Origin of the sequence: Bradyrhizobium sp. Ghvi (assembly GCF_900115265.1) — a bacterium.
In the GTDB taxonomy this organism is placed as follows: domain Bacteria; phylum Pseudomonadota; class Alphaproteobacteria; order Rhizobiales; family Xanthobacteraceae; genus Bradyrhizobium.
On record NZ_FOVU01000023.1, the window covers coordinates 13,742 to 31,922 of the forward strand.

General features: G+C 60.9%; 14 protein-coding genes and 2 pseudogenes. 10 read left to right on the forward strand and 6 right to left on the reverse strand.

Annotation, left to right across the window (positions count from 1 at the left end):
• Positions 1-447 precede the first annotated feature (447 nt).
• The 4 genes from BM374_RS36225 (at position 448) to BM374_RS39745 (ending at position 4,900) form a co-directional block, all read left to right on the forward strand.
• On the forward strand, positions 448-942 hold the full coding sequence (locus BM374_RS36225) for an ATP-dependent DNA ligase (protein ID WP_349510022.1): 495 nt from the start codon (positions 448-450) through the stop codon (positions 940-942).
• Between the two features lie 568 nt (positions 943-1,510).
• Positions 1,511-1,729, forward strand: a complete 219-nt coding sequence (locus BM374_RS38275) for a hypothetical protein (protein ID WP_143270337.1) — start codon at positions 1,511-1,513, stop codon at positions 1,727-1,729.
• 1,249 nt (positions 1,730-2,978) lie between these two features.
• Positions 2,979-3,191: a hypothetical protein gene (locus BM374_RS36230; protein ID WP_092303623.1), complete on the forward strand. Its 213-nt coding sequence runs from the start codon at positions 2,979-2,981 to the stop codon at positions 3,189-3,191.
• A 1,529-nt stretch (positions 3,192-4,720) separates the two neighbouring features.
• On the forward strand, positions 4,721-4,900 hold the full coding sequence (locus BM374_RS39745) for a hypothetical protein (protein WP_092303581.1): 180 nt from the start codon (positions 4,721-4,723) through the stop codon (positions 4,898-4,900).
• Between the two features lie 110 nt (positions 4,901-5,010).
• On the opposite strand, the gene BM374_RS36245 is transcribed toward BM374_RS39745, so the two are convergent.
• Positions 5,011-5,415, reverse strand: coding sequence for a hypothetical protein (locus tag BM374_RS36245; RefSeq protein ID WP_092303583.1), 405 nt, complete (start codon positions 5,413-5,415; stop codon positions 5,011-5,013).
• Positions 5,416-6,160: 745 nt separating this feature from the next.
• Positions 6,161-9,241, reverse strand: a complete 3,081-nt coding sequence (locus BM374_RS36250; RefSeq protein WP_092303585.1) for an EAL domain-containing protein — start codon at positions 9,239-9,241, stop codon at positions 6,161-6,163.
• A 621-nt stretch (positions 9,242-9,862) separates the two neighbouring features.
• Between BM374_RS36250 and BM374_RS36260 the strand changes: the two genes are divergently transcribed.
• A complete protein-coding gene (locus BM374_RS36260) occupies positions 9,863-11,542 on the forward strand; it encodes a DNA polymerase/3'-5' exonuclease PolX (RefSeq protein ID WP_092303587.1) in 1,680 nt (559 codons plus the stop codon).
• A 224-nt stretch (positions 11,543-11,766) separates the two neighbouring features.
• On the opposite strand, the gene BM374_RS39105 is transcribed toward BM374_RS36260, so the two are convergent.
• Positions 11,767-11,904: a hypothetical protein gene (locus BM374_RS39105; protein WP_177248784.1), complete on the reverse strand. Its 138-nt coding sequence runs from the start codon at positions 11,902-11,904 to the stop codon at positions 11,767-11,769.
• Between the two features lie 102 nt (positions 11,905-12,006).
• Positions 12,007-12,449 (reverse strand): annotated as a pseudogene (locus BM374_RS36265) (Hsp20 family protein).
• 397 nt (positions 12,450-12,846) lie between these two features.
• Here BM374_RS36265 and BM374_RS36270 point away from each other — a divergent pair.
• Together BM374_RS36270 and BM374_RS36275 are read left to right on the forward strand one after the other, a co-directional pair.
• Entirely contained in the window at positions 12,847-13,119 is a 273-nt protein-coding gene (locus tag BM374_RS36270; protein ID WP_092303589.1) for a hypothetical protein, read from the forward strand.
• Positions 13,120-13,295: 176 nt separating this feature from the next.
• A pseudogene (locus BM374_RS36275) lies at positions 13,296-14,093 on the forward strand (AAA family ATPase); the annotation flags it as partial.
• Positions 14,094-14,228: 135 nt separating this feature from the next.
• On the opposite strand, the gene BM374_RS36280 reads toward BM374_RS36275, so the two are convergent.
• Positions 14,229-15,167 carry a LysR family transcriptional regulator gene (locus BM374_RS36280; protein WP_092303591.1) on the reverse strand — a complete coding sequence of 313 codons (939 nt, stop codon included), beginning with the start codon at positions 15,165-15,167 and terminating at the stop codon, positions 14,229-14,231.
• A 90-nt stretch (positions 15,168-15,257) separates the two neighbouring features.
• Between BM374_RS36280 and BM374_RS36285 the strand changes: the two genes are divergently transcribed.
• Both BM374_RS36285 and rpoH read left to right on the forward strand, forming a co-directional pair.
• Complete coding sequence (locus BM374_RS36285; protein ID WP_092303593.1) at positions 15,258-16,130, forward strand: NAD(P)H-dependent oxidoreductase; 873 nt, start codon at positions 15,258-15,260, stop codon at positions 16,128-16,130.
• Positions 16,131-16,365: 235 nt separating this feature from the next.
• Positions 16,366-17,277, forward strand: a complete 912-nt coding sequence (gene rpoH, locus BM374_RS36290) for an RNA polymerase sigma factor RpoH (RefSeq protein ID WP_092303595.1) — start codon at positions 16,366-16,368, stop codon at positions 17,275-17,277.
• A gap of 40 nt (positions 17,278-17,317) precedes the next feature.
• Here the strand turns inward: rpoH and BM374_RS36295 are convergent, their stop codons facing one another.
• The gene (locus BM374_RS36295) at positions 17,318-17,548 is read right to left on the reverse strand and encodes a hypothetical protein (protein WP_143270338.1); all 231 of its coding nucleotides are present in this window, start codon (positions 17,546-17,548) and stop codon (positions 17,318-17,320) included.
• A gap of 292 nt (positions 17,549-17,840) precedes the next feature.
• Here BM374_RS36295 and groES point away from each other — a divergent pair, with 292 nt between their 5' ends.
• Positions 17,841-18,155 carry a co-chaperone GroES gene (gene groES, locus BM374_RS36300; protein ID WP_177248785.1) on the forward strand — a complete coding sequence of 105 codons (315 nt, stop codon included), beginning with the start codon at positions 17,841-17,843 and terminating at the stop codon, positions 18,153-18,155.
• The last annotated feature ends 26 nt before the right edge of the window (positions 18,156-18,181 follow it).

Genomic DNA, 18,181 nt, shown 5'->3' on the forward strand with positions numbered 1-18,181 from the left:
ATGAGAACGTTGTGACTGCATTTCCAACCGGCGCCGAGATCGGAGCTGACCGGGCGCGGGACAAACGCGAGGGCAGCCATGAGCAGCGCGGCGGTGAAAGCAAGAGCGCGGGCGTTTCGACAGTTGGTCATAGACGTCTCTCCGTCCCTTGAGATGGAGGCAATCATTCGCCCTTCCGGCTTCAACTTCATGTCGTCTGCGCCGTAATCGTGTTTCCGGACCGTTTCGACCGGTGTTGGCGAGATCCGCCGGCAAAATCGCAACGGGCCTTCAGTCGCCGCGAATTGCGTTCCCGCACCTTGTTCGCGAACCGGATTCGCAAATTCACGTGTGAGTGCATATCTCCGCTTTCATGCGTATCGCGTACGAGCTGTGCCTGGCTACCGCTGGCAAGCAGGTGCCCGACGGGCCGGACTGGATTCACGAAGTAAAGCTGATGGCTACCGGATGCTGGTTGTCCGGGAGAACGGGCGCGTACGCCTGCTCTCGCGCAATGGCACAGACCGGACGAAGCGTTATCCCTGGATTGCTGAGGCCGCGCTGAAGAACCGGCAAAAAAGGTTTGTGATAGATGGCGAGGCCGTGATCCTTGGGGTGGACGGCATCAGCGACTTTAACGCGCTGCACAGCCGGCAACACGACCATGAGGTGCAGCTATATGCCTTCGATATCCTCGTGATGGGTAGCGACGACCTGCGATCAGTGCCCCTTCACGTGCGTAAGACCAATCTGGAGCAGCTACTGGCCCGCCGGCCCGACGGGATCGCTGCGGCGCCTTTCGAGCGCGGCGAGATCGGGCCGGATCTATTCCGAGCTGCCCGCCGCATGGGTCTCGAAGGATTAGTTTCCAAGCATCGCGATCGCCCGTACCGCGGCGGCCGGCAGAAGTATTGGATCAAGGTCAAGAACCGCAGCCATTCGGCCATAGGGCGGGAATTGTGAGAATGGCCAACCGAGGCGGCCTTAGTTCACCTTGCGCCGTACGCTTCCACTGAAATCATCGGGACCCAACATCTGATATATCCGCCACCGCGCGTGCCCAGCTCCTGCTCTAATAAGAGGGCGAGCATGGAGGCTAAAAGACGCGATGGAGCACGTGTAGACTCTGGACTGCCCAAATTGCAACGAGGTGGTTTCGCTCGGAGTCGGTGCTGGACGGCCGGCTGTCGATGATCGCGCACCTTTTTATCTGCCTCAACTAAGCGCGCCCGCCGGATTGATACTAACACCCCAGTTCGCGTCCCGCCCGACAACCGGCGGCTCCTCGTTTTCGGGTCGTAAGCGGAGGAACACGCTTGCCATTGCATGGGAGGCCATGCCTTCACCGTAATGCGGACCCGACAGGCGGCGGCTTTATCTGCAGCCCTCCAACCAATATTTGTTGTGTTCGCTCCTGAGCGCAAAGTCGGCGGGGCCAGTTAGGAACTACCACTTTTTCCCGCTGTTTGAATGTGCTGGATCGGCCGGCGTTCGTGCTCCGCGAACCCGTCGCCGCCTAAAGGGGGCTTCAATGATCAAGAAGAGAAGGCCTGCTCGCAGCCACGCGACCCAAGGAGCAGAACGTCGTGCACCGATCGAACAAGCGATACGAGAGATCGAAGTGCTGGAAGAAGCGCTGAAAAAGTATTCTGAACAGGTGCGATCACTACGGCTGGCTCGTGAGGCCATCTTGGCTGATCTACGCGGCAGAAGCGGCGCCAGACGCTTAGCTTCAGATGACGCTCGATGACCAGAGCGAATGGACTGGCTGTAGCGCTGCCGTTTCGGGCGCCCGGACAACCTGCCAGCGTGAACCGGCGGGCCGACTGCAACGACCTTAATGGGGAGTTTTGTCTTCTCGGTTGAGTAGCCCTAATCGCCGTTCAAGCTCTTCCTTCTTGGCGACGAGTCTCGCAGCGAGAATCTCATTGACGACCGTGTGAAGTCGCCAAAGCTCTTCGAGAGACATGCTCTCAAACGGCTTCCGCTGCATGAATCCCCCCGACTCATTGCCACAGCTTGGCGCTATGGGGGGCAGATCGCAAGTCGGCTGGTTGCGCGGAAAGTTACCTACACCGACGCCGCCGACCTAATCTATTGGAAGGTGAACGACCGGGCCCTAATCGCGGCCGTCGCAGCTGAGCCTGGGCTAATCGGCTTCGCAGGACACCTAATTCAGCAATTTGGCTTTCGAGAAACACGCTGCGTTGGCGCGGAGCAACAGCGGCATCGAAGATTTGCTCGGAAATACCCATCACGACCTCAATACAACTAGACCGAAAAACATCTCAATAATCATAGGATTAGGACGGTAGATGGGCACGATTGCGAGCGGAATTTTCTTGGGCGGCGCGCCCAAAGGAAGAAACTCCTAGCGGATTGATGCTTGAATCATTTCGGACGGCCGGTCGAGCGGCACGCCAGACCTTTAGCTTTGCCGGCGGCTGGCACGACCACAGGGCGGTGCACGAAACCATTCAAGCCCATCTGAGAAGTCGTCCAGAAACGGAAAAGGGCGTAAGTTGCCGGCATCAGACACGGGGATGCACCATGCTAGTCCTGATGAACCTGATTTGGCGTCGACTTGCCTACACAATGTTGATCGGCATGAGATCCAGGCTCGTACGTCATTGAGACGTAGGAGGCTGTGATTAGGAGGCCACCATGCCCAAGGAGATCGTGATAACCCTCTGCTCATTGGCTGCTGCCTGCGTCGTCGCATTTAGCATGGCCGCCTTCGTGGCTCATCACTAGATCCAAAGAAAAACCCGCCGGCGTGAACCGGCGGCCTTCCCTCACTATCTGTCCCATTAAATACGCATCCAACTGTATGCTAGATAACATTGCGTTGCGGCGTACCTGTTGTAGGCTGCTCCTCACCGGGCCGGCTGCATATTTCACTTAGATGTTTTCACCCGGATTTTGGCATGCGCCGGCCGCAGTCTGTCGCGAGACTGCGGCTTTGCATCTTGTGCAACTGTCACTTTCTCGGAGACCTGATGACTGACGAACATTGCCTCATCGTCCACGCAGCTGGAAAGCAACTTGACCTCCTAAGGGGTGAAGCGTCCCGCATCGCAAAAGGTGCGCAAACCGTCTGGTGGACAGATCGGGCCCAAGTCGGCACACGCTTCTGTTTCGAAGATGCGAAGGCCAAAGAGGTTTTCGCGCTCACCTGCGACAGCTTCGGCATTGCGTGCCGAGACGGCTAGCCCAAAAGAATCCCGCCGATCTTGTAGCAGCGGAGTTTGACTGAATCGGCGGGCACCGATCGCTGATGCTGCCCAGCATGTCGGCCCGCCAGCGAGAACCGGCGAAACGTGATCAAGTGTTGCACAGTGAAACGATTGGTGAGATCCATCTGCCACGCGATGATCAGCCGATAGCACCTCGGTGACAGTATCTTCCGACGGCGTTGCTAGACCGTTTGCAACACATCGGAGGCCCCAAGGACGGCAATCGAGCGCGCTCAGAGCCTTAAACCAGATGAAGACCGCACGAAGGTCGCCCCAGAGTCTGCCGCGCCGTTCATCCTCAGTCCAGTTTCGATTTCGCGGAAGCAGGGACAACAGCCACGTGCCGCTCGATCTCTGAACCGTCCCCGTCGACAACAATAACGATCGTGCCGTTAACGCGATTGTACTCGGGATCGCTGCCGATGTTCCGAGCGACGCGGGTGCCGTAGTCATCCGCTAAATCAGCGAGCTAGATTGCTCGCCCACATCATCGGCCTGTAATTGCCCAATGTGAATGATCAGAAATTGATATCGCTGCACACCGATAGCCCTTCCCGTTGGGGCGATCATGCGCCCCTGCCCGGGTGGGCCGCACCTGTCAAAAATGATAGGTCGATGCTACGGCGAAGATCTTAACAAGCGGACAGGGTAAGGACGCTTTGTTGGCGGTCCCTTTTCATTTCGGATGCGACGCCAAGACTGGTTCGTGGCGAGCAAAGGATTTTTACCAAAACTTGGACGACCTAGGCGGCCCCCAACTCCACCTCTCCGGAAAGTAATAGGCAGTGGAACCATCCGCCGCTTGTTCCGACTTCGCATCATTGAGACTGGAGGGACGAAGGTGGAAACCGGTGTAACCTGGCACAACCTTGGCGCGGATTTCGTCCCGATCGGGGCTTTGAGCACCATCTGTTGACACGCTGGACCTCCTCTGGATCGCAGATCCCTAGCAGCGACCATGGCCGAATGCTGTAACCGAGGTGCGACATTCACGAGGAACTGCGCTATCGCCTAGGTTTGTTTCAGGCCGGTAGCATAATGTGATTCACGAGGCTGCGTGATGGCCTGAGGATTGAATAGGTAGCGACGCTCAGACAGTGACGCCCCCACCTCTTCACCAGGTGGAGCGTTTCGGCCTGCTGCTCATCTTGGCACTCGGGCGATAAGGCCAACACCGATCGCACTTGTTGCCGAGAATCCTCAGCCGGAGCTGAAATTGCGTGATGCGGCACGATCGTTTTTGACTATGCATGGATCGGCGCGTTCAGTCTGAGCATGGACGCGATCATTACTTGGATTTTCGTCATTGTGATTGCGGCGGGCGCAGCGATTTTGATCGCTCACGCGATCGATGCAATTCGTTCTTGATCGAAGCGTAATCGGACTTTGCCAGCGCAGATAGGGACCTAGGATTCACAAGATTTGATGGGCAAGGGAGCCCACCTCTGCTTGACGCATTCGCATGGTCACTCTAACCCGCGCGTGATCACGTTGGAGAAGATCAAGTGGCAAAAACGACGAAGAGCAAGCGCAAAGAGTACACGAAGGACGACGTCAAATTGCTCAAAGCTCATTCTAAAGCCCGCACCCCGGTAGCCAAGCTATCAAAGAGGATGAAGCGATCCGAGGGCTCGTTGAGGCAGAAGGCGCGCAACCTTGGAATTGGTCTGGGACATCAGCGCTAAACGAGCGGTCGAGAAGCGCCCGGGGCTTCTTCAATCACCGTAAACAAACAAGTCGCCCGCCAGCACGGAATGGCGGGCCTTCTTCTTAGGATCATGCTGGGTACAGTCGCCTACCGCTTGCTTCGCCCGTTCCTTTGAGGCTGCTGTGGAATTTGGTTCGCATCAGCACTCGATGAAGAGAGAGCATCTAGTCGCTCACTGATCGAGCCCAGCTGGTCGGAGAGAAGTTTGCGCTCTCCTTGCTCTGCGGCAATCCTGCGCTGAAAATCGGTCACTTGGTCCGTCAAGGCTGTTTGGCCCTTCTGAACTTCGATTAGCCTTTGTCGGATGGCGGCTACGGCTCTCCGCGTATCATCACCGTTCACTTCCTGAGTACGCGCTTTGGCGGCCCCGAGCGCCGCGATTTTGTTGTTCATCCAAAACAAGCTTGCACCGGCAGCAAACACCACGAGAGCAACAATCACCCACGGGAGTGCGGATCGGCCCGTGCGGATGGTGGCTAAAGCGTCTTCCATGTCCAGCCTCTGACTATGATCGAACGAGCCTAAACGCTCAGAACGCGAGTTTGTTGCCAATCCCCTTTCTGATATGGGCTCTACCTGGTGCTACCACGCTGGACGACGCATCGGAACGCGAGTCAATCCTCGCAAGTTAATGCTGGCGAGGAGTTGCCGTGGCTTTGTCTGACGCTGATAGTTTCAAAGAAGGGCTGAGGAGTGTCGCCGTATGGACGAACAGGCCGCAAGGGAAGAGGACAAAGAAGGCTGGCTGCGCCTCGCTCGAGAATGGGACAAGATCGCAGCCAGCGCTGCTAAAAGAGACGGCATTTTCGGCCGGCATGAGTGAATATGGAGGCGCGAAGACTGCTTAGCCCGCGGGCGACCGGCTGAGCTAATATCCATTGCTTCCTTCGGAAACAATGGGGCCACACCCATCAACTTGCATGGCGCGCCTAAGCTTTGGCGCCGCTTATCTCACCCATAGCCGCTACCTAGCCTCGACGTGCAACCGATCAGAGGCAGCCCGCTCAGGCCAGTATCGTGCGTCGGCTCGTGGCCAAGTGGCCAAGCAGAAGCGAATCAAGCAGATTCGGTGCATCGTTCGCCAGAACAAAGTAGTCGCCTCGGCCAGATCTCGAGCGAAGCTCAATCGGAAGCCTCGAACGCTGCGGCTCTTGCGCGCCTTCTTCCGGCCAACCGATCCGGCAACCCATGCTGCACCTTGGCGCTGGCGCCCCGGCTCCGCGCCCGGGGGCGGCCTTCAGGAAACTGCTCGGAGCCGGAGCGTCTCGCCTCTCTTCAGGACCAAACTTCGAGGCCGGCCGATCAGGTATCCCTGCATCTCGTCGCACCCCTCTTGCCGGAGAAGCGACATCTGGGCGTCGGTCTCGATCCCCTCCGCGAGCACTGGCACGCCGAGCCCATGGGCGAGGCCGATCACCGCCCGGACGACGGCCAATGACCGCTCGCTCTGCCCGAGCGAGGCGACGAAGGACCGATCGATCTTGATCCGGTCCAGAGGAAAGGCCTCGATGTACGACAAGGAGGAATAGCCCGTTCCGAAGTCGTCCAGCGCGATCCGTATGCCGAGGTTCTTGAGCGCCTGCATCGCCTTCTTGGCGCGCAAAATGTCCTCGATGAAGACGCCTTCGGTGATCTCAAGCTCGAGGCGTGAGGCCGCAAGCCCGCTCTGCTGCAGCGCCTTGCGGACCTGCACATCGAGGTTGTCGCGGCGGAACTGCGCCGCCGAGACGTTCACCGCCACCCTGACGGGCTGATCCCACGAGGCGGCTTCCCGGCATGCTTCCATCAGCACCCAGTCGTCGATGTGCGCGATCGAGCCGCTGCGCTCCGCGATCGGGATGAATTCCCCGGGAGCGACGATGCCGCGGACGGGATGTCGCCAGCGAACGAGCGCCTCGTATCCCGCGATGTGGCCTTCCCGGTGCTGCTGCGGCTGGTACTCGAGATAAAGTTCGCCGCGCTCGACGGCGAACCGCAGGTCATGTTCGAGGGCGCGCCGCTCGCGAATCTGCTGGTCCATGGCGCTCGTGAACAGGCGGATCGCGCCTCTGCCTTCGTGCTTGGCACGGTAAAGTGCAGCATCGGCGTTCGCGAGCAGCGAGACGGCATCTTGCGCGTCCCTCGGAAATGAGGCCAGGCCGATGCATAGATCGACCTTCAGGGGCCGACCCTCGACCTCGATCGGACGTTCGAAGGCGGCGCGCATTCTAGTCGCCAACAGTTCCGCGCTGGCGAGCAACGGCAAATGGTCGGTGATGCCGATGAACTCGTCGCCGCCGATTCGCGCCACGTACGACCCTTGCGCGGCTTCCTGCAGGCGGCGCGAGGCTTCCCGCAGCACGGCGTCGCCGACTGCGTGGCCGAACTGGTCGTTGATCTCCTTGAAATGGTCGAGATCGATGCAGAGCACGGCGAAGCCGTTGCCGGTGACAAGTGCCCGGTCGATCGCGTCGACCAGATGCCGATCGAACGCGGTCCTGTTCGGCAATTCGGTCAGCGCGTCGTGGCAGGCGAGATAGCCGATCTTCTCCTGAGTCCGGTTGCGCTCGGTGACGTCGAAGGCGACGCTGACGTGGGCGGCGCGACCGTCGTAGAGGAGCGGCCGCGACTCGATCGCGACCTGGATCACCTCACCGGATGCGGTCCTCTGCAGCTCGAAATCGCGTTCGGACCCGTCGCCCGGCTCTCCCCATCCGAGCTGCTCCTCGGTCATGGTGAGGAGCTCCTCACGCCGATAGCCGTAGTGGCGGCACATGGCTCCGTTCACGGCGATCAGTTGCCGCGTCTTCGCGTCCGCCACCCACATCGGAAGCGGGTTCTCCTCGAAAAGAAGGCGGAACGACGCCTCGCGCCGCTTCAGGTCGGTAATATCGATCCGCACCCCGATGCTTCCGCCGTCGACGGTCCGTCTCTCCTCGACGCGGACCCAGCGGTCGCCGGCCAGACGCTGTTCGTGAGAATGTCGGGGCAATGCATGGCGCGCCATGCGTTCGGCGAGCCACTCTTCCTCTTGGCCCATCGCTTCGGGGTACTGTCCTTGGAACAGTCCGACCCGGAGAATGCTTTCGAATGGCGTCCCGATCGCAAGGGCCTCCCCGCTGGCCGCGTAGAACTCCGCGTACTGCCGATTCCAAAGCACCAGCCGGTCGTCTTTGTCGAAGACCGCGAGCCCTTCGGGGACGACGTCGAGCGCCTCCGTGAGATGGGTGTGCGCGGCGCGCGCCGAGGCCTCGGCGTGCTCCGCGGCGGCCTTGGCCTCGGCGAGCGCGGCCTCGGTCCGGTGACGCTCCGTGATATCCTCGTGGGTCGCGACCCAGCCGTTGCCTTCCATAGGCCGGTGCCGAATGCGGACGATGCGCCCGTTGGTCAACTCGACCGTGGTGTCCGATTGCTGGGCGATGACCGGGGCGCTGTTGCGCCAGACCAGATAGTCCTGCTTCGACATCTTCGGAGCGCTGCCGACCGAATAGCGAAGATCGACGATGTCGTTCAACCTCATGCCCGGCTGGACCAGCTCGGGATCGAGATCGTAGATCTCCAGATACTGGCGGTTGCAGACGATCAGGCGCTGATCCTCGTCGAACAAGCAAAGTCCGTGGGACATGTTGTTCAGCGCCGTATCGAAGCGCTCGGCGAAGTCCGTCGCGGTCTGCTCCGCGGCCCTCGCGCGCTCGCCCTCTTCGGCCAGCCTGCCGTGGGTCCGGACCAATTGGACGAAGGAACGGAAGTTGGTGTTGATCATCCGTCCGAGCAGGACGAGCAGCAGCAGTAGATTGATCCCAAGCGAGATCATCATCCCGTCGCCGGAAACCAGCAGTACCGTCGCGATTGGCGCCCCGGCGATAAGCATCGTCAGCAGGGATGCCGGCGGAAAACTGCCTAGGCAGTACGCGGTGCCGACACAGCCCATGAAGACGAGCAGTGCCACCGGCGCGCGGAGCTCGGGCTCGACGACCGCGAACAGCGCCAGAATCCAGAGCACGAATCCGGCATTGAGCACGACTGCCACGAGGCGGGTTCTGGCGAGTTGACGGAAGGCCTCTTCAGGGGTGAACTCGGCGCAGCTCAAGCGCAGCCATTGGATCAGCCGGACAAGACACACCGCGAGCAGCGCCGCCGGCAGCGCAAATCGCAGCCATGGCGATACCGTGGACGGGAGCACGAGCCCTACGCTGATGCTGTCGATCAGCAGCACCGCGTAAAGAACCGGCACCTGCTTCCGCAGCACGCGGAATTGTTCCACGAGCAGCGAACGACCGAGCGGGTCGGTCGTACTGCCGATGGAGAAGGCGCCAAGCGTCCGCGAGAGTAGGCCCATCGAGAATGTCCCCAGCCGATCAATAGGCTAGGGCACGAGTGTCGAACGACGCGTAAAGGTCCTTGGTATCTTTGGGCTTAACGGTTCTACTTCACTTGCGAAGAGCCGCGCAGCTCGGATCACGGCGGACTAGATTTGCCCAGACTGAGAGCCACCGCTCCTATGTTCGCGTGGCGGGCAGTCTACCTACCTTACTCAATGAGTCTCGCAAATTCGAAGGCGGAGAGGAGTTCCAATGGCCTCGCTAGTCCGCAGCGCCAGGCTGCTACCGGTGCCAAAGGGCCAATCCGGTCTTTCGTGGTGCCCATCGAACTCCCGGCGAGAGCCGGCGTTACTGACATCATGTCAGACGCATTCGATTACTTCCGGGCCTACGCAGTCCGAGCTCTCTGCAAAGCGAGGGCCATGCCGCGAGGAAGGATGAAGCATCTGCAGCTGGTGGCCGGCCGGATCTACAATCTCCTCAAGAAGGAGGCTGCCTATGGCCCCAATGTCCAGCACCTCGAGGACTTCCGAGCAGCCCAGAGGCTCGAGAGCTCTCTCGAACGCCGGCCAAGCGACCCCCCCTGCGGTCGCCTTGCTCAGGCTGGGCTGCAAAGCGCGGACCGGGAGGCTCGCTGAATGCCTTCGCTCGACGCTCGCGGTGTGGCAAATCTCCTGCGAGAGTACGCGCAGCGCACCGCCTTGCGCGGCGGCAATCCCTACCGGGCGAAGGCCTATTCGAGAGCCGCCGACAGTCTGGCGGCTCTCGCAGTTCCTCTGGACGTGCTCATCGCCGAAGACCGGTTGACTGAGATCCCCGGGGTCGGCGATGCGATCGCCGACATCATCACCAAACTCCACAAGACGGGCAGTCATCCGAGCCTCGAAAAGCTGCGGAAGGAGATTCCCGAGGGCGTGCTCGAGATGCTTGCTGTGCCGGGCCTTCGTCCGGAGAAGGTGCTGCGCCTTTATAAGGATCTCGGCATCGCGTCGCTCGTGGAATTAGAAGCCGCCGCCAAGGACGACCGCATTAAGAAGGCGAAAGGACTCGGCGCCGCGCTGCAGACCAAGATCCTGCAGAACCTGGCCATCGCAAAGAGTGGAGAAGGCCGCCTGCACCTGCACCGTGCCGCCGCTCTGCTCGCGCATGCGAAGGAGTCCATCCGGAGGGCCCGGCCAGAGCTCAAGCGCGTGACGATCGCCGGCGATTTCCGTCGGGGCTGCGAACTCGTCGGCGACCTCGCGATCGTTGCCGAGGCTGCCAAATCAGACAAGATGTCAGTGCCATCGGCCGGTGGACTGCAGGTCCGCGTTTCCGACCGCAAGCATTTCGGCGCCGCCCTTCTCTTCGCCACCGGCTCCGCCGCTCACATCCAGCAGCTCCAAGCCTTGGCCGACGAGAAGGGCATGCGGTTGGACGCTGACGGCCTGCACAAGGGCCGGACACTGGTTGCCGGCGAGGAGGCCAGCATCTACGAGGCTCTCGGGCTACCCTTCATCGATCCCGAGCTCCGGGAGGGGCACGGCGAGGTCGAGCTGGCTCTGAAGGGTAAGTTGCCGAAGCTCGTCACCGACGACGACCTCCGCGGAATCCTGCACTGCCACACGGATGCCTCCGACGGGACAGAGACCCTGGAGAGGATGGCGAAGGCGACGCGCCAGCGCGGGTTCGAGTATTTCGGGGTCGCCGACCATTCCAAATCTGCGCATTATGCGGGAGGTCTGTCGGTGGAGGAGATCGCGCAGCAGCACCGGGAAGCCGACCGGCTGAACAAGCGGTTCGGCAAGGATTTCCGGATCCTGAAAGGGATCGAGTCCGACATTCTGGCGGACGGGTCGCTCGACTACGACGACGACGTGCTTGAACGTTTCGACTTCGTCGTCGCCAGCATCCACGGCCGGTTCAAGCTAGATCGCAAGGCGCAGACGCAGCGCCTGCTTCGGGCGATTTCCCATCCTTACACAACGATCATCGGCCACATGACCGGGCGGCAGCTGCAGCGGCGGCCAGGCTACGAGATCGACGTGGAGAAGGTGCTGCGGGCCTGCGCCAAGCACGACGTCGTGGTCGAGATCAACGCCCACCCATGGCGGCTCGACCTGGACTGGCGTTGGCATCAGGCGGCGCTGGAATTTGGCTGCACGCTGAGCATCAATCCCGACGCGCACTCAATTGCTGAGCTCGACCACATGCACTGGGGCGTCGAGATGGCCCGCAAGGGCGGCGTCCCTGCCGACAGAGTACTGAATACGTTGACCCTCTCTGAGATGACGCGATATCTCCGCCGCAAGAGGCGCTCGCTCTCCCAAGCCGCCTAATGGCACCGGCTCGCGATCTCTCCCTCGAGGGGGAGCTAGCGGTCGCCGCCGGTCGCGACTAGTTGATCCGTCCAGGCATGTCGGCAGGGGGTCCCAACGCCCGCGGGTCACGGCCAAGTTGATAGCCGAATCCTTGGCCGCCTCCAGCGCCTCGCCTCTAACGAGCCGCTCAAGAAATGGCATGCGATCGTCTTAAGCTTCCGCTCTTTGGCGGAATCGGAGCTCTACCACCACGCCGGCGGGCGTGCGCGTCCATACACGCGTGCGCGCGTCTTCCACACGGCTATCTGCTCCTGCAGCTTGGTCGCCAAATCCTCCTTGAACGCTTCGACGCTGTCCCTCGAAGTTTCGATGAGCTGCATGTCCCTCCTCCGGCGCGACTTCGGCCGCATCGCTGCACTATTTCGCTGATGAATGAAGGCGCCGCGCGGGAAACGCGCGGCTGCTCATGGCTCGCCTGATCGTCAGGCGGCCTTGGATCCGATCTGAGTCACGTTGCTTGGCGAGGGCCATTTAATGGCGATCCGCCGCGGCTTCATCGGCTCCGGAATTTCCCGCTGCAGGTCGATGAGCAGCAGCCCGTTCTCGAAGCGGGCACCCTTGACCCCGATGTAGTCGGCCAAGGCGAACTGACGCTTGAAGTTTCGCGTCGAGATGCCGCGATGCAGGAAGAACTTGCCTTCCGTTTCGGACTTGCGCCTTCGAGGGTCAGGACGTTCTGCTCGCTCGTCAGCGAGATCTCCTCCGGCGCAAAGCCGGCGAGCGCTACTGTGATTTGGAAGCGGTTATCATCGAGACGTTCGATGTTGTGGGGGATAGGTCTCTTCAGCGGTCCGCTGGACCTCGCCGAGAGCGTCGAAAATGCGGTCGAACCCGATGGTCGACCTCCAGACGGGAGTCCAATCATAACTCATATCCAAATCCTCCTTGGAGCAGATGGGTACGGGCAGGCTCCGGATACCGCCGGCGCCCGTCCTGGTCTCGAGACCCCGAAAGCCTCCCGGCGACGACGAAAAAATTTGGAAGCCGACAAAAGGTTTCAAGGAGCGCGACGTGATTTTTTGTCCCCAAAAGGGAGATGGTTAATGCCTGGATTAGGCTCGCTTGCGGTAACGTGCGGCCCTCGCGCGAGCGGGCCTGACATCGCAGTTTCGGGGGCAATCACCCGCATACTCCGGCAACCAATCACTTGAAGTCGCCCCGGCCGGTTCTAATTCAATGCTTAGCCGAACCGAGCTTCGGCTAAGTGGAGCATCATATCGGAGACTAGCGCATCGCGCATAAGACTGAGTTGAGGACATGACATGAGAAAGCTTGCTCTTGCAGTTGTAGCGGCGGCAACGCTCCTCGTTGGATCGGTTGCGCCGGCTTCGGCCCATTGGCATCACCACGGCTGGGGTGGACCGGGAATTGGTCCCGGGCTTGCTCTCGGATTGTTCGCCGGAACACTGGCTGCTGCCACGGCACCCCCGGTCTATTATGGACCGGTCTATGGCCCACCGCCCTACTATTACGGCCCTCCGTATCGGGTGGTTCGCTACTATCGGCCGGCTTATCCCTTCTGGTACGGCTGGTGATGAGACGAAGGCCCGGTCTCCGCCGGGCCTTTTGTCAAGCCTCCCAGGGACGCAACTGGTCTTTCAAGGAGGCAACAGAGTAGCGCGCCGTCCCCTGCTGAAATCAAGCTCGTTCTCTCCGGTTGTTCCGGAGACATGCTCGAGCTTTCAACATGACCAAGAAATCCGGTTCAACGTCGATCTCGGGCTCGGAGTTCGTCGAAAGGTTCGTCGGCGTCGGGGCCGCGCGCGTGCGGGATCTGTTCCAGCAGGCCCACGAAAAGGTGCCTGCGATCATCTTCATTGATGAGCTCGACGCGCTGGGCCGGGCCCGAGGCATCGGCCCCTTTGCAGGCGGGCACGACGAGAAGGAACAGACGCTCAACCAGCTCCTGGTCGAGCTCGACGGCTTCGACTCCCGCTCAGGCCTTGTCATCCTAGCCGCGACCAACCGGCCGGAAATCCTCGATCCCGCTCTGCTGCGGGCCGGCCGTTTCGATCGGCAGGTCCTGGTTGATCGGCCTGACAAGAAAGGCCGCATCGAGATTCTCAAGGTTCACATGAAGAAGGTGCAGATCGCAGCCGACGCGGCCTTGACACCGGGTTTCACCGGCGCCGATCTCGCCAATCTGGTCAATGAGGCGGCGCTCCTGGCGACGCGACGCGGCGGCAATTCCGTCAGCATGAGCGACTTCAACAATGCCGTCGAGCGCATGGTCGCCGGCCTGGAAAAGCGCAATCGATGCTCAATCCCAAGGAACGGGAGATCGTCGCCTTTCAGGAAATGGGGCATGCGCTGGTCGCGCTCTCATTGCCCGGCGTGGATCCGGTGCACAAAGTCTCAATCATTCCGAGGGGTGTCGGCGCGCTCGGCTACACCATCCAACGGCCGATCGAGGATCGCTTCCTGATGACCAAGTAGGAACTCGAAAACAAGATGGCGGTTTTGCTGGGCGGCCGGGCGGCAGAGTTGATCGTGTTCGGTCATCTCCCGCGTAACCCCGTTGATCGAGGAGAGAACGTCAGCATTCGTGCCTCAGTTCCAGAACACGGAATCCGTTTGCCCTCCCGCAATTTACCCCGGCGAACATCACTGCCGTGGCGTTCGAAAGCTGCAAGAGACTGACCGGTCACGTCCGGCCACCGATGCCCTGCTTTTCGAGGCCCGGCGTCCGCGCGATCTGCGCCGCGAGATAGTCGATCAGCAGGCGCACCCGGGCGATGCCTGACCGCTCGGGAACGATCAGCATGTTGAGCGGAACGGGAGGCGGCGAGAATTCGGGCAGCACCATTTCGAGCTTGTTGACGGCAAGGAGATCCTCCACGAGCCAGAGATGCGCAGGCGCGATGCCCCGTCCGGCCGCGAGTGCCTCGCGTGCGGCAAGTCCATGATCAACACGCAAGCGCCCCCGGAACGGCACCACGTGCCGGCCGCCGCGGCGCCCGTGGAGCACGAGCAGATCGCTGCCGGCGATGTTCGACATCCTGACACCCTCATGACGTGCCAAATCTTGCGGGCGCGTCGGCTTGCCGCGCGCGGCGAGATATTGTGGAGCGGCAACCAGCACTCGCCGGGACTGGCCGAGAGACTTCAACTTCATCGAGCTATCACCAGGTGGCCCGAGCCGGATGGCGATGTCAACGCCCTCACGCACAAGGTCGATACGCTCGTCAGTGAGGCTCAAATCAACCATGATGTCAGGGTAGCGATCCTGGAAGGCGAACAGGAAACGGCTGACGTGCAGCACAGCGAAAGCCGCGGTGCAGGAGATGCGCACCGTCCCTTCGGGCGCGCCGCGCGCGCTGCGGGCCTCCTCGCTTGCCTGGTCAACCATGCGGAGGATCTGGACGCAGTTGCGGTAGTAGCGCGCGCCCTCTTCGGTCACTGCCACGCGGCGCGTGGTCCTGCTCAGCAAGGGCACGCCGATCGCTTCCTCCAGCTCGCGCAAATGCCGCGTGATGGTCGACTGACCGACACCGAGCTCGCGCGCGACCGCAGACAGATTGCCCCGCTCCGCGACCCGGACGAAGCTGCGCATGCGCTCGAGGGAGATTTCTGATTTATCCATTTTTCGGCACAATCCTATCCATTGCTGACATCTACCGCGTCGCGGCTTCGCGTGCCACCTCATCGACGTCACTGATCAGGAGGTGCTGTCATGAGAGTCTTGATTGTCTTCGCCCACCCGGAGCCGCGCTCGCTGAACGGTGCGCTGCTGGACGTCTCGGTCACGGAGCTCAAGCGGCTCGGCCACGACGTACAGGTGTCAGATCTCTACGCCCAGGGGTGGAAATCAGAGATCGATCGAGGGGACTTTCCGTCGCTGGGGCAAGCTGAACGGCTGAAGCCGGCCGCAGCCTCCAAGCAGGCCTTCGAGGCCCACACGTTGACCGGCGACGTAAAAGCCGAGATTGAAAAGCTGTTGTGGGCGGATGTCCTGATTCTGCAGTTTCCGCTGTGGTGGTTTTCGATGCCGGCGATCCTCAAGGGCTGGGTGGACCGGGTGTTTGCCTACGGCTTTGCTTACGGGGTCGGCGAACACAGCGACAAGCGATGGGGCGATCGCTATGGCGACGGAACGTTGAAGGGCAAGCGCGCAATGCTGGTCGTGACCGCCGGCGGCTGGGTGGAGCACTACTCGGCTCGCGGCGTCAATGGGCCCATCGACGACCTGCTATTCCCCATCAATCACGGGATTCTCTACTATCCAGGCTATGACGTCCTGCCGCCTTTCGTGGTCTATCGCGTGGATCGGCTCGACGATGGCGGCTTTGCGCCGATTGCCGAAGGACTGCGAGAGCGGATGCGCGCGCTCGCGACCACCGCGCCCATTCCCTACCGGCGGCAGAATGATGGTGATTACCTGATCCCAAGCATGCAACTCCGCGCCGGGCTCGAGGCACCAGGGACAAGCGGATTCGCACTTCACGTGGATCGAGGAGCCAGGCGGGTCAGTAAGCCCCGAGCGTCGGGCTCCTCCCCCGCAGCATCGGGCTCAGGCAGCTTGGCTTCCGACGAGCTGGCTAATTGATAGAGGGAACAACCCATTGGCTTGGCGGTTCTTTTGGCGCCGCCGGCCGGGGTTGTCGTGGGTGCCCTTAGGGCCCAGCCAAGCCGGAGGACACGGCGGTTCGTACCATTTTGCTCCATGGAGGATTTGGATATGAAGGCCAACTGTCTCTTCACTTTGCAGTCCACCGGTCTCACGCCTCCCGCGAGGCTCTCGCGACGAGACCTTCCCTTTGGCAGCCCGTTCGGGCTCAGGGATGGCGTCTGAAGGAGGGCAAGTCATGTCAATCAAGTCTGCCCTTCCTGCCATCCATTCGGAGGCCGGGTTATCCCGCTATCTGCAGGAGATCAGAAGCTTCCCGCTGCTCGATGCATCCGAAGAAGTGATGTATGCAAGGCGCCTTCGGGAGTTCGGGGATCGCGAAGCGGCCTATCGTTTGGTGACGAGCCATTTGCGATTGGCTGCCAAGATCGCCCTGAAATATCGGCGCTACGGACTGCCGATCGCCGACCTCATCTCCGAAGCCAATGTCGGATTGATGCTGGCCGTCAAACGGTTCGACCCTGAAAAGGGATTTCGCCTGGCGACCTATGCCGCGTGGTGGATCAAGGCGTCGGTGCAGGAGTTCGTGCTGCGATCATGGTCGCTCGTCAAGCTCGGCACAACCGCGGCGCAGAAAAAGCTATTCTTCAACCTCCGAAAGCTGAAGAAACGCCTTGGTGCGCCGGATGAAGGCGAGCTTTCGCCGGAGCAGGTGAAGCAGATCTCCGAGCACCTTCAGGTCAGGGAAACCGACGTCGTCGAGATGAACGGGCGGATCCGTGGCGACATGACGCTGAACGTTCAGCTCAGCGAAGAAGGCGAGCAGTGGCAGGACAGGCTCGCCGATTCATCTTCTGATCCTGAGACCCTGCTCATGGAGAGCGGAGACCGTGAACGGCAGAGGATCGCACTCTCCGAGGCGCTGAATGCGCTTTCTCCGCGAGAACGCACCATCGTCGAAGCGCGTTACATGGCAGAACAGCAAAGCACGCTGGACGATCTCGCTCATACTTTCGGGATTTCTCGTGAGCGTATCCGTCAGATCGAGCAGCGTGCGTTGAAGCGCATCAAGACGATGATCTGCGCACGCCTTCCGGATCTGGAGACTGCTTCAGCAAGCGCTTAGCAGAACACGAAAAATCGCTCGCCGGCTGCTGATCGATGGATCAGCAGCCGGTGCAGATGTCGGGTACAATGGCCTCCGCCGAGAAATCATGGGTCTTGCGGCCGTCGGACCTTGTTTTTACGGGCTTGCCTGGCGACTGGCCACTTTGATTGCTGACAATCTGATTGGCGGTGGCGTCGGGACTTCGCGCCGCTCGCGGCGAATCCACTTCTTTGGCCTGCAGCGAAACCGCCATCCCGAGTAGAGCAGCAAGTACCAATAGCGTCCGCATCTCTGATGACCCTCCTTTCGACGATGCTCCAATCTTCTGCGCAGAGATGTTCTGCGGCCGAGAAAAGATCTTGGTTTGACGACCCCGGTTTTCAACATAAGGCGAGTGATTTCGGACGTTGGCGGCCGGCCTCCGATGGACGAGCTCGCGCCCGCATGGACGGGCCAGCCTAGCCGAAAAAATTCGTTTTCCCCTCTTGAAAGTGGTTCCCTCGCGCCTAGGTCCTTTTCGCCCGGGGGCCGTTACGGACCCGGATTTTGGACATCGCTGAACCTACCCAAGGAGGATGTGCATGCATTTCCGTCCCTTGCACGATCGCGTGCTCGTGCGACGCCTCGGCGCCGAAGAGAAGACCGCCGGCGGCATCATCATTCCAGACACCGCAAAGGAGAAGCCGCAGCAGGGCGAGATCGTCGCCACTGGCGCCGGCGCACGCAACGAGCAGGGCCAGCTCGTTCAACTCGACGTCAAGCCAGGTGACTTTGTCCTGTTCGGAAAGTGGTCTGGCACCGAGGTCAAGATCGACGGTGAGGAATTCCTGATCATGAAGGAAAGCGACCTTCTAGGTGTTGTCGACAAGGCAGCCACCCTCAAGAAGGCAGCTTAGCGCGCTGACAGTCATAGAAGAAAGGA

Excerpts from the sequence above, each read along its gene's own strand:
- BM374_RS36225 (WP_349510022.1), top strand. The coding sequence starts at position 448 with ATGCTGGTTGTCCGGGAGAACGGGCGCGTACGCCTGCTCTCGCGCAAT.
- BM374_RS38275 (WP_143270337.1), top strand. The coding sequence starts at position 1,511 with ATGATCAAGAAGAGAAGGCCTGCTCGCAGCCACGCGACCCAAGGAGCA.
- BM374_RS36230 (WP_092303623.1), top strand. The coding sequence starts at position 2,979 with ATGACTGACGAACATTGCCTCATCGTCCACGCAGCTGGAAAGCAACTT.
- BM374_RS36245 (WP_092303583.1), bottom strand. The coding sequence starts at position 5,415 with ATGGAAGACGCTTTAGCCACCATCCGCACGGGCCGATCCGCACTCCCG.
- BM374_RS36250 (WP_092303585.1), bottom strand. The coding sequence starts at position 9,241 with ATGGGCCTACTCTCGCGGACGCTTGGCGCCTTCTCCATCGGCAGTACG.
- BM374_RS36260 (WP_092303587.1), top strand. The coding sequence starts at position 9,863 with ATGCCTTCGCTCGACGCTCGCGGTGTGGCAAATCTCCTGCGAGAGTAC.
- BM374_RS39105 (WP_177248784.1), bottom strand. The coding sequence starts at position 11,904 with ATGCAGCTCATCGAAACTTCGAGGGACAGCGTCGAAGCGTTCAAGGAG.
- BM374_RS36270 (WP_092303589.1), top strand. The coding sequence starts at position 12,847 with ATGAGAAAGCTTGCTCTTGCAGTTGTAGCGGCGGCAACGCTCCTCGTT.
- BM374_RS36280 (WP_092303591.1), bottom strand. The coding sequence starts at position 15,167 with ATGGATAAATCAGAAATCTCCCTCGAGCGCATGCGCAGCTTCGTCCGG.
- BM374_RS36285 (WP_092303593.1), top strand. The coding sequence starts at position 15,258 with ATGAGAGTCTTGATTGTCTTCGCCCACCCGGAGCCGCGCTCGCTGAAC.
- rpoH (WP_092303595.1), top strand. The coding sequence starts at position 16,366 with ATGGCGTCTGAAGGAGGGCAAGTCATGTCAATCAAGTCTGCCCTTCCT.
- BM374_RS36295 (WP_143270338.1), bottom strand. The coding sequence starts at position 17,548 with ATGCGGACGCTATTGGTACTTGCTGCTCTACTCGGGATGGCGGTTTCG.
- groES (WP_177248785.1), top strand. The coding sequence starts at position 17,841 with ATGCATTTCCGTCCCTTGCACGATCGCGTGCTCGTGCGACGCCTCGGC.